The 10,294-nt window shown below is 62.3% G+C and carries 8 protein-coding genes; all 8 read left to right on the plus strand.

Features of this window, described 5'->3' with window-relative positions; genetic code table 11:
* Positions 1-118 precede the first annotated feature (118 nt).
* The 8 genes from FJ953_RS21990 (at position 119) to FJ953_RS22025 (ending at position 9,990) form a co-directional block, all read left to right on the plus strand.
* Positions 119-901, plus strand: coding sequence for a DeoR/GlpR family DNA-binding transcription regulator (locus FJ953_RS21990; RefSeq protein ID WP_140525811.1), 783 nt, complete (start codon positions 119-121; stop codon positions 899-901).
* Positions 898-2,265, plus strand: a complete 1,368-nt coding sequence (locus tag FJ953_RS21995; protein ID WP_140625048.1) for an FGGY-family carbohydrate kinase — start codon at positions 898-900, stop codon at positions 2,263-2,265. Before FJ953_RS21990 ends, FJ953_RS21995 begins: the two co-directional genes overlap by 4 nt.
* Positions 2,262-3,833, plus strand: a complete 1,572-nt coding sequence (locus FJ953_RS22000) for a sugar ABC transporter ATP-binding protein (RefSeq protein ID WP_140625049.1) — start codon at positions 2,262-2,264, stop codon at positions 3,831-3,833. The genes FJ953_RS21995 and FJ953_RS22000 overlap by 4 nt, the downstream gene beginning before the upstream one ends.
* On the plus strand, positions 3,830-4,828 hold the full coding sequence (locus FJ953_RS22005; RefSeq protein ID WP_140517933.1) for a ribose ABC transporter permease: 999 nt from the start codon (positions 3,830-3,832) through the stop codon (positions 4,826-4,828). The genes FJ953_RS22000 and FJ953_RS22005 overlap by 4 nt, the downstream gene beginning before the upstream one ends.
* Positions 4,829-4,908: 80 nt before the next feature.
* Complete coding sequence (locus tag FJ953_RS22010; protein WP_140517934.1) at positions 4,909-5,847, plus strand: ABC transporter substrate-binding protein; 939 nt, start codon at positions 4,909-4,911, stop codon at positions 5,845-5,847.
* Positions 5,848-5,919: 72 nt separating this feature from the next.
* Positions 5,920-6,813 (plus strand): sugar phosphate isomerase/epimerase, encoded by an 894-nt coding sequence (locus tag FJ953_RS22015; protein WP_140584663.1) that lies wholly within the window; start codon positions 5,920-5,922, stop codon positions 6,811-6,813.
* Positions 6,814-7,125: 312 nt separating this feature from the next.
* On the plus strand, positions 7,126-7,479 hold the full coding sequence (locus tag FJ953_RS22020; protein ID WP_140501578.1) for a cupin domain-containing protein: 354 nt from the start codon (positions 7,126-7,128) through the stop codon (positions 7,477-7,479).
* 1,092 nt (positions 7,480-8,571) lie between these two features.
* Positions 8,572-9,990 carry an alpha/beta hydrolase gene (locus tag FJ953_RS22025; RefSeq protein WP_181175039.1) on the plus strand — a complete coding sequence of 473 codons (1,419 nt, stop codon included), beginning with the start codon at positions 8,572-8,574 and terminating at the stop codon, positions 9,988-9,990.
* Positions 9,991-10,294 lie beyond the last annotated feature (304 nt).

Raw genomic sequence — 10,294 nt, forward strand, 5'->3', positions numbered from 1 at the left:
AGATAAGAGTGAGTTCCGTCAACCGTGATCGAATACCGTCAGTTGCGGCTTGCAATCGAGCTAATGTTGAGTAAGTTACACCAACTGCCGTCGCAGAACGGCGTTTTGGAGGAAACAGTTGAGCGACTCCGGCCGCCAGCGTCAGATCGTCGAACTCTTGCGTGATCGCCCCTTCGCCTCGGTGCGGGAGCTGCAGGAGCGGCTCGGCGTTTCGGCCGCGACGGTGCGGCGCGACATCGACCGGATCGACGAGGCGGGCGAGGCGCGCAAGGTCTATGGCGGTGTTTCGGCGCTCGACGGCACGTCGCAGGCCGGCGTCGCCTATGCCCGGCCCTATGACGAGAATCGCGACCTCGCGGTCGAGGCCAAGCGGCAGATCGCCAACCTAGCCGCGACCATGGTGCGCGACGGCGACGCGGTTATCGTGCATGGCGGCTCGACCTGTTTCCATCTCGGGGTCAAGCTCGCCGAGCGCAGCATCCGGCTCTACACCAACTCGATGCCGCTGGCGGCGTATCTGAGCGATCATGGCCATTGCAGCCTGACCGTTGCCGGCGGCGACCTGCATCGCGAGCCGGGCATCATTCACTCGCTCACCCATCCGGCACCTTTCTACGCTTCGAAGTTCTTTCTCGGCGCGCAAGGCATCGGCCAGGAAGGCTTGCTGGAATCGCACCCGCTGCTGGTGCGCTCGATCGTCGAGCTTAGCCAGTGCGCCGACCAGATCGTCGTGCTGGCCGACAGCCGCAAGCTTTCGATCCAGGCCCGTAACGTTGCGCTGCCCCTGTCGCGCATCGGCACGCTGGTCACCGACGACGGTCTTTCCGATGCCGACGCGCGCATGCTGGAGGATGCCGGCGTCATGGTGCGGATTGCTTCGACCACGGGAGCCATCGCATGAAGGTCGCGGTGCTCGACTTCGGCAAGACCAATTCGAAGCTGTTCGTCTTCGGCCAGGACGGACGCATTCTCGACGAGCGCCGGACCCAGCCGAAATGGACGCGCCAAGGCGGCTTCAGCGTGCTCGATGAGGCCGACCTCCACGATTGGGCGCTCGGCGCCGTCACCGCTGTGATCGAAAACCATGGCGTGGAAGGGGTGATGGTGTCGGGCCATGGCTGCACCTTCGCCCTCGTGGACGACGCGGCGCTGACGCATCCGATCCTCGACTATGAGCAGGAGCCGCCGGCCGAAATCGCCGCGCGGATCGATCGCCGCATTCCGGACTACGCCGAGACGTTCTCGCCGCGGCTGCCGCTCGGTTTCAACTACGGCCGCCACATGCTGTGGCTGCAGGAGGCCGCATCCGACGCTTTCGCGACGGCGAAATGGATTCTCGGCTATCCGCAATATTGGAGCTGGCGCCTTGGCGGCAGGCCGGTTTGCGAAGTGTCCTATCTCGGCTGCCATTCGCATCTGTGGGCGCCGCGTCGTCACGATTTTTCCTCACTGGTCGGCGCCGAGGGGTGGCGCCACCAGATGCCGGCCTTCGCGCGTGCCGGTACTGTCATCGGCGAACAGGACTTCGGCAGCGCGTCGCGGCCGCTCGCCATCCACAACGGCGTCCACGACTCGAATGCCGCGCTCCATGCCTATCGGCGGCAGGGGCTGGGCTCGGTGACAGTGGTTTCGACCGGCACCTGGGTCATCGTGCTCAATCCCGACTGTCCGCTCGAGGCGCTCGACCGCGATCGCGACATGCTGGTCAATGTCGATGTGGACGGCGGCCCGGTGCCGACCATCCGCTTCATGGGCGGGCGCGAATTCGCCGCCATCAGCGACGGCTGGCAAGGCCCGGTCGAAGGCGCGGCGGTGCAGCGGGCGATCGATGCCGGCATGATGGCATTGCCGAGCTTCGCGCCGGGCGGGCCGATGCCAGGCCGTTCGGGCCGGCTGGTCGGACGCACGCCTGATGCCGGCGAGCGTGCGGCCGTGGCACTGCTCTATGTCGCGCTGATGCTCGACCTCTGCCTCGACCTCATCCATTCCAGCAACACCGTGATCGTCGACGGCGGTCTCAACACTGGCGGCCTGCTCGCCAGCCTGCTGGCGCAGCTGCGGCCGGAGCAGGCCTTCATGCAGGGCGCTTCGCTGCAAGGCAGCGCCACGGGCGCTGCGGCCCTGGCTTTCGAGAGCGTCGGGCGTGAATTCGCCGCCGAGCCGCCGGAGCCGGTGAAAGCAGTGCGCTTCACCAGCCTCGCCGGCTACCGCGACGGCTGGCGCGATCTGGTCGCCGGGACCGCCGGCAAGGTCGCAGCCCGATGAGCGCGCAGGCCAAAACGGAGACAGCCGGCATGGGGGCGGAACGCCACCCGGTGCTGGAAATGCGCCATATTTCGAAGACGTTCGGCGCGATCCGCGCCCTGCAGGATGTTTCGCTTACCGTCCAGGCCGGCGAGCTGCACGCGCTGATGGGCGAGAACGGCGCCGGCAAGTCGACGCTGATGAAGGTGCTGTCGGGCGCCTATCGTCCCGATCCCGGCGGCGAGATCCTGATCGATGGCATGCCGGCGGCAACCGGCGATCCGATCAAGGCGCGCGCCAGCGGCGTCGCGGTGATCTACCAGGAACTGTCGCTGGCGCCCAATCTGACCGTGGCGCAGAACATTTTCCTCGGCAACGAACCGCGCCGTTTCGGCATCGTCGACCGCGACCAGTGCAACCGGCGCGCGACCGAGATCATTGGCCGGCTCGGCGTTTCCTTTTCGGCGCGTGCCCTGGTTTCCGGCCTGTCACTGGGCGAGCGCCAGCTGGTCGAGATCGCGCGTGCGCTGTCGACCAATGCGCGCATCATCGTCATGGACGAGCCGACGACGTCGCTGACCTCGCGCGAGACCGAGCGGCTGTTCGAGGTGATCGCGACGCTGAAGGCGCAAGGCATCGCCATCATCTACATCAGCCATCGCATGGAAGAGGTCTACCAGCTCGCCGACCGCGTCAGCGTGCTGCGCGACAGCGGCTATGTCGGCACGCTGGAGCGCGCCGACCTCAGCGCCTCGCGCCTCGTTTCGATGATGGTCGGCCGCGATCTCTCGGCGTTCTACAAGAAGGATCACCGCGCGCCGGGCGAAAAGCGTGCCGTGGCGCTGTCGGTGCGCGGCATGTCCGACAGCAGGCTGCTGAAGGACTGCTCCTTCGACCTCTATCACGGCGAGGTGCTGGCGCTGGCGGGCCTCGTCGGCTCGGGCCGCACCGAACTTGCCAGGCTCATCTTCGGCGCCGACCGGCGCAGCGCCGGCACGCTGGAGCTCGACGGCAAGCCGATCGCCATCGGCTCGCCGCGCGAGGCGCTCGATGCCGGCATCGCCTATCTCACCGAGGACCGCAAGGAACTCGGCCTGTTCCTCGACATGTCTATTTCCGACAACATCAACATGGGCGTGCTGGCCAGGGATGCGCGCGCCGGCGGCTTGCGGGACTTCGCCGCCGCCGACAGGCGCGCTGCGAAAGCCGTCGCCGATCTCTCGATCCGCACCCGCTCGGCGCAGGCCAATGCCGGTTCGCTGTCGGGCGGCAACCAGCAGAAGGTGCTGCTGGCTCGCCTGCTGGAGACCGAGCCGAAGGTCGTCATCCTCGACGAGCCGACGCGCGGCGTCGATGTCGGCGCCAAATCGGAAATCTACCGGCTGATCGACGATCTCGCCAACCGGGGCATCGCCATACTGATGATCTCCAGCGAATTGCCAGAGGTGATCGGCGTCGCCGATCGGGTGTTGGTGATGCGCGACGGCGCCATAGCGGGCGAGGTGACGGCGTCCCGGGGCGAGGCGCTTCGCCAGGAAGCGATCATGGAACTTGCGACGGGAGCGGCCCAGGAAGGACCGAAGGGATGACCGACAGAACGACCGCGACGACAAGTGTGGATCAGGCGGCGGTCAGGAGCCGGCGGCTGCGCACGGCTCTCGCCGCGCTCGGCATGCTGCCGGTGCTGGTGTTGCTGGCGGCCGGCTTCCAGTTCATCAATCCGCGTTTTCTCACCGGCACCAACCTGTTGATCGTCACGCAGCAATCGTCGATCAACATCGTGCTCGCCGCCGGCATGACCTTTGTCATCCTCACCGGCGGCATCGACCTGTCGGTCGGCTCGATCCTTGCCGCTTCCGCAATGGTGGCGGTGCTGGTGTCGCTGGTGCCGGACTGGGGCCTGCTCGGCGTACCGGCGGCCATTCTGGTCGGTCTCGGCTTCGGGGTCATCAACGGGCTGCTCATCGCCTATATCAGGCTGCCGCCCTTCATCGTCACGCTGGGATCGCTGACCGCCGTGCGCGGCGTCGCCCGCCTGCTCGGCGAAGACACGACCGTGTTCAACTCCGACCTGCCGTTCGACTTCATCGGCAACGGCTCGCTGTTCGGCGTTCCCTGGCTGGTCATCATCGCGCTGACGGTGGTGGTGGTGTCGTGGCTGGTGCTGAAACGCACCGTGCTCGGCACCTGGATCTATGCCGTGGGCGGCAATGCCGAGGCGGCGCGGCTGACCGGCATCAAGGTGCCGCTGGTGCTGCTCTTCGTCTATGGCGTGTCCGGCCTGCTGGCAGGTCTCGGCGGCGCCATGTCGGCGGCCAGGCTCTATGCCGCCAACGGCCTGCAGCTCGGCCAGTCCTACGAACTCGACGCCATCGCCGCGGTCATCCTGGGCGGCACAAGCTTCGTCGGCGGCGTCGGCTCGATCTGGGGCACGCTGATCGGCGGGCTGATCATCGCCGTGCTGTCCAACGGGCTCATCCTGGCCGGCGTCTCGGACATCTGGCAGTACATCATCAAGGGATTGGTCATCATCGTGGCGGTCGCCCTCGACCGCTACAGGCTCCAGGCAGGGGCAAGAACGTGAGTGACCTTGTCGCCGGCATCAAAGACCGGCTTGTGTAACGCACCGTGAGAGGCGCGGGGCATCAGGAGGAAGTAAGCGTAATGAAGACCATCGCCAAACTGCTCTGCGGCGCCGCGTTCGCGGCCGTCGCCATTGCGCCGGCATCGGCCAAGGACCTGAACAAGGTCGGCATCTCGGTCGGCCTGCTCGGCAACCCCTTCTTCGTCGCCACCATCAAGGGCATCGAGGACGCGGCCAAGAAGATCAATCCGAACGTCGAGGTGACGTCGGTGTCGGCCGACTATGACTTGAACAAGCAGGTCTCGCAGGTCGATTCCTTCATCGCCGCCGGCGTCGACGTCATCATGCTCAACGCCGTCGATGCCAAGGCGATCGCGCCCGCGGTGAAGAAGGCGCAGGCGGCGGGCATCGTGGTCGCGGCCTTCGACGTCTCCGCGCCAGGCGCCGACGTCACCGTGATGACCAACAATGTCAAGGCCGGCGAGGAGGCCTGCCAATATCTGGTCGACCAAACTGGCGGCAAGGGCAACTACGTCATCCTCAACGGTCCGGCGTCCTCGTCGATCCTGGAGCGCGTGAAGGGCTGCAAGAACGTGCTTGCCCAGCATCCTGACATCAAGATCCTGTCCGACGACCAGAACGCCGAAGGCTCGCGCGACGGCGGCCTGAAGGTGTTCCAGTCGCTGCTGACCCGTTTCGACAAGATCGACGCGGTGTTCGCCATCAACGATCCGACGGCGATCGGCGCCGAGCTCGCCGCCAAGCAGCTCAACCGCTCGGAGTTCATCTTCACCGCCGTCGACGGCGCGCCGGACATCGAGAAGGAACTGGCATCCGGCAAGTCCATGATCAAGGCTTCTGCCTCGCAGGATCCCTACGTGATGGCCGGCCAGTCGCTGACGATGGCCGCCGACGTGCTTGCCGGCAAGAAGCCGGCGGAGCCGGTGGTGCTGCTCGATCCGAAGCTGATCACCGCCGAGAATCTGAAGGACTACAAGGGCTGGACCGCGGCCCGCTGATCAGTCCAAGGCGGACGCGGCCGGGCTGACCTGCCGCGTCCTCCTCATTTCGTCGCAAAACCGGAGACGATCATGTCGCGCATCGGAATCCACTCTTTCGTCTGGTCGGCGAGCTCGACGCAGGCCGAGCTCGAACGCACGCTGGCCAACACCAAGGAGGCCGGCTTCGACCTGATCGAATTCTCCTATCTCGACCCCGCCAATGTCGATATTGGCGGGCTCGCCAAGCGCATCGCCGATCTCGACCTCGGCGTGGCGATCAGCATCGGCCTGCCGGTCGACGGCGACATTTCGAGCGCCGACAAGGCGGTCGCCGCGCGCGGCGTCGGGATCCTCAACGACACCATCGCCCTGACGCGCGACCTCGGCGGCCAGAAGGTAGCCGGTATCCTCTCGACCAGCCACGGATTGCAGACCGAGGCGCCGACGCGAGACCAGTGGAACCGCAGCGCCGGGACGCTGGCCAAGGTCGCCGAAACCGCGAAGGCGGCAGGCGTCACGCTCAACCTCGAGATCGTCAACCGCTTTGAGAGCAATCTGCTCAACACCGCCGCGCAAGGGCTGGCCTTCATCGAGGACACCGGCTCCGACAACATCTTTCTCCACCTCGACACCTTCCACATGAACATCGAGGAGGCCGATGTCGGGCTGGCCATCCGCCATGCCGCCGGCAAGATCGGCTATGTCCATATCGGCGAGAGCCATCGCGGCTTCCTCGGCACCGGCAATATCGACTTCGCCGCGATATTCGATGCGCTGACGGCGATCGGCTATGCCGACGATCTCAGCTTCGAATCCTTCTCCTCGGAGATCGTCGACGAGAACCTGTCGAAGAAGACCGCCATCTGGCGTAATCTGTGGACGGACAACATGGCGCTGGCCAAGCACGCGCGCGCCTTCATCGGGCTGGGAATGGAAACGGCAAGGCGCAAGGCGGAACTCGTCGCGGCGCGCCACAAGCCCTGAGGATTTCAGACTGAGGAGCAGCAGGAATTGCCAAATCGCCCACCCCAGGCGCGGACGCGCCTGGTTCCTGGTGCAAGGCCGCGAACTCAGCTTCATTGACTGTGAAGGCAGTTAATGCTACAAATTGCCTATGGTGCTGAGTCGCGCCAGGGACCCGCCGAGCAGGCGGGTTTTTTCGTTCAGAGCTCCGTCAAACAGTGCGAAGGCGCCGGTGAACCCGGATTGGTTGCCCTGGTCCCCCTGGCGGCATTGCCCACGCCACGCGTAACGGCTATCCGACGGTGCGACAGCGAAGCAAAACGGAGCCCCGGCATGACGAACAAGACGATCCTGAAATTCGGCACCGTCGAACACGCGGAAGCCGGCGACCTGCCTGGCTGGATCGCGGTCGAGGGCCGGCCGACGATGCAAACCGCCGTCCAGCACACGACCGCGGACGGCAAGGTGATCTCAGGAACCTGGCGGGCGTCGCCCGGTACGTATCACGCCACCTACACCGACTATGAGTTCGTGCACATGATCGCGGGCCGCATCATCATCACGCCCGACGGCGGCACGCCGGTCGAAGTCGGCCCCGGCGACGCCTTCGTGGTGGAAGCCGATTTCAAGGGAACCTGGAAGATCATCGAGCCGGTGACGAAGCATTTCGTGGTCAGGGTGGGCTGAGGCAGGCTGTCAGACAGACAAGCCAGCCGCTCGCTGGCCTTTGATACCTTTCGTCAATCCCGGCCATCCTCGCATGTCCACGCAACTGGCGGGGCCGTGACTGGCGCCCGGTTGGAGCGAACGGGACCAGAATGCCGGCAGGGCGAACGGTGTCCGCCTTGCTCATCGTGCCATCGCGTGAGACCCCACGGCGAGCAACCCCGCTGTTGGAGCACGCGGAACAACAGGATCCGTGGTCATTTCATTGTTTAGTGAGGAAGGCCTTGCAAGCCGGCGTGACTTCGCTGAGGTGCTGTTTAAGGCAGCCTTGCGCCTTAACTTCGTTGTCCATGTGGCACACCCGCTTGGCGTCCGCTCTACAGGGTGTCTTGTAGGCATCTTTCGCTAAAGCGGCGTCGGTGAGAAAAAGCGATATACAAGCCAAAAGCGCCAGTTGGAGTGACTTTCGATTCCGCATGGTTGTGTTCCCATCGTGAGTGCAGAAGCGCGGTCTTTATATGCGTTAATGCTAAAGAATGGGAATCCACCATAAGGAGGAGGGTGCGAGCACCCGCGCAAAATCGGATGAGCAATGTAGCGCAAAACACGGCTTACATAAGCGCAGTGCTGACCAACTGTCTCGCGCACGGCTCAATCAAAAGCGCTAATATAATCTCCGGTTTGTCGAGCTTGTTTCCAATTTTGTGTTGGAGTAACCCAATATCGCTTGGGAACACGAAATGGAGAGAGTCGTTAGGCTGCGTGCGGGGTAGGTTTTTTCCTGCCATTTTTCTGAAACACGGAATTGTTCCTTGGCATCGGAGGGAAATACTCTCCGTCTTGAATAAATAACGAATCCGTGATTGCGGGCGTTTTATTCCTGATTGTCGATGACCCGAAGAATATTCGATCCGTAATCGAGCAGTTTTCGTATACTTATAAATGAGGGGCGAGATGTCTACCGTGTTTAGACGCGCGTACATCAAACCAGGTTGGTGTTTTCTTCTCGTGGTCACGTCGGTTGCGTTCCTCATTTGCCTGGGGGGTGGGGAACTCACTGCGGGTGAGTTCAAGAAAACCAGCTGTTGGTTCGAAATTCCCCGGGATCGGGCAATGACGTGTGGGACCGTGAATGTTCCAGAAAATCGAAAGAAGACGGGCGGTACCGAGGTCGTCCTGTCCGTGGTCGTATTCGAACCGGACCGCGAACGGCACGAACCGGTGGTGTTTCTCACAGGAGGACCGGGGCAGCCTACCGACATTGCCAATAGCGACGACATCGATGGATGGTGGGAATTCATCGGCGCCCAGAGTTGGATGATCGGACGCCGAGTAATCGTCGCTGATCAGCGGGGTATCGGAAAGTCCGCTCCCGCCTTGGACTGTTCTCAATATTTCAAGCCCGATCATTGGAACGCCATTCTCTCGAGCGTTGAGGTCGAAGCCACCTTTAGCAAGCTCAAAAAAGATGAAGTTCTTGCATGCAGGACGGCGTTGATCGCAAAGGGCATTGATCTTGATGCCTACAACACTGAGGAGAATGCGGAGGATATTGATGACCTTCGGAAGGCTCTCGGGATAGAAAAGTGGGTTCTCTATGGCGTCTCGTATGGCACCAGGCTTGCACTCGAAGTGATGAACCAGCACCCCGAAGGGGTCTCGGCTAGTATACTGGATTCAGTTGTTCCTCTGGACATCAATTACCTGAACGAAGATGGGCCGAATCTCGACCGATCGTTAAAATTGCTAGAGCGAGACTGTGAGGCGGCGAACAGATGCATGAATGGGATATCCAATGCTGTTCAGCTTATTGCAAGACAGCTGGATCGACAGCCGTTGCTCTTGCGCAGCACAGATAAAGAGGCGCGCTACACATATGTCTCCGGGGCAGATTTCCTCGAGCTTATATTCGGCATTTTATACGATCGCGATGCGCTCCTGACCCTGCCGGAGCTGATCGAGAGGACATACAAACAGGATTTCAGACCCCTGGCGGAGATACTTTTCGATGCTGACGACCTGGAGATCTCCCAAGGTATGGACTTCTCTGTAAGTTGTTCCGACAGCGATCTCCCCGATCTGAATGGCAAGCAGGACAAATACTGGTCGAAATGGGTTGAGCTGAACGACTACTCCTGGGCATGCCCTCTTTGGATGCTTGAGAACGGGCCAGCATCGCAGGTGCAGCCGCGCCGCACTGACATACCCACTCTTCTGTTGTCGGGAGAATATGATCCAGCAACGCCGACAGCATGGGCGGACCACGCGGCGAAGACCCTTCCTTTCGGCCAGGTGGTGGTCTTTCGGGGGATCGGACACGATGTCATAGATTCCGATCCGTGCGGGTCGAAAGTAGTTGCTGATTTCCTTGCAAACCCCAAGCTCAAGTTGAAGACTGAATGTATCGGTGAGATGGGGGCCCCGCAATTTCCAAGCCCGCCAAAGGAACTGTGGTCGGGAGCGGAGGCACTACACTCTATATCAGCAAATCGCTCAAGGCAGGATAGGTTGAGATTTCGATTTGGGCACTGAAATTCCTCTTAGCCAAAATTGTAAAATCTGATATTTTTCTGTCGACGAAGTTAAGCTAAAGCGGAACTCGCAAATCAATTAAACACTACGGTAGCATCGCTTAAGGACCCCTCTCGTCTTGCGGGTGGAAGTCGCGTGCGTGTCGCATTTCGATTATCAAATTCCGAAGTTTCACAGAAATTGTAGGAGGATCGAACAGTGTTTACGTCTCGTCGTGTATTGCTTTCGGCCTTGGGTGCAAGCATCGCATACGCCGCCTTTGGTGGCATCGCGCGCGCGAAGGGCGGTGGCGGGGGAGGAGGAG

It is taken from the genome of Mesorhizobium sp. B2-3-6 (genome assembly GCF_006442305.1).
GTDB lineage: Bacteria > Pseudomonadota > Alphaproteobacteria > Rhizobiales > Rhizobiaceae > Mesorhizobium.

Excerpts from the sequence above, each read along its gene's own strand:
- FJ953_RS22010 (WP_140517934.1), top strand. The coding sequence starts at position 4,909 with ATGAAGACCATCGCCAAACTGCTCTGCGGCGCCGCGTTCGCGGCCGTC.
- FJ953_RS22000 (WP_140625049.1), top strand. The coding sequence starts at position 2,262 with ATGAGCGCGCAGGCCAAAACGGAGACAGCCGGCATGGGGGCGGAACGC.
- FJ953_RS22020 (WP_140501578.1), top strand. The coding sequence starts at position 7,126 with ATGACGAACAAGACGATCCTGAAATTCGGCACCGTCGAACACGCGGAA.
- FJ953_RS22025 (WP_181175039.1), top strand. The coding sequence starts at position 8,572 with ATGACGTGTGGGACCGTGAATGTTCCAGAAAATCGAAAGAAGACGGGC.
- FJ953_RS22015 (WP_140584663.1), top strand. The coding sequence starts at position 5,920 with ATGTCGCGCATCGGAATCCACTCTTTCGTCTGGTCGGCGAGCTCGACG.
- FJ953_RS21995 (WP_140625048.1), top strand. The coding sequence starts at position 898 with ATGAAGGTCGCGGTGCTCGACTTCGGCAAGACCAATTCGAAGCTGTTC.
- FJ953_RS22005 (WP_140517933.1), top strand. The coding sequence starts at position 3,830 with ATGACCGACAGAACGACCGCGACGACAAGTGTGGATCAGGCGGCGGTC.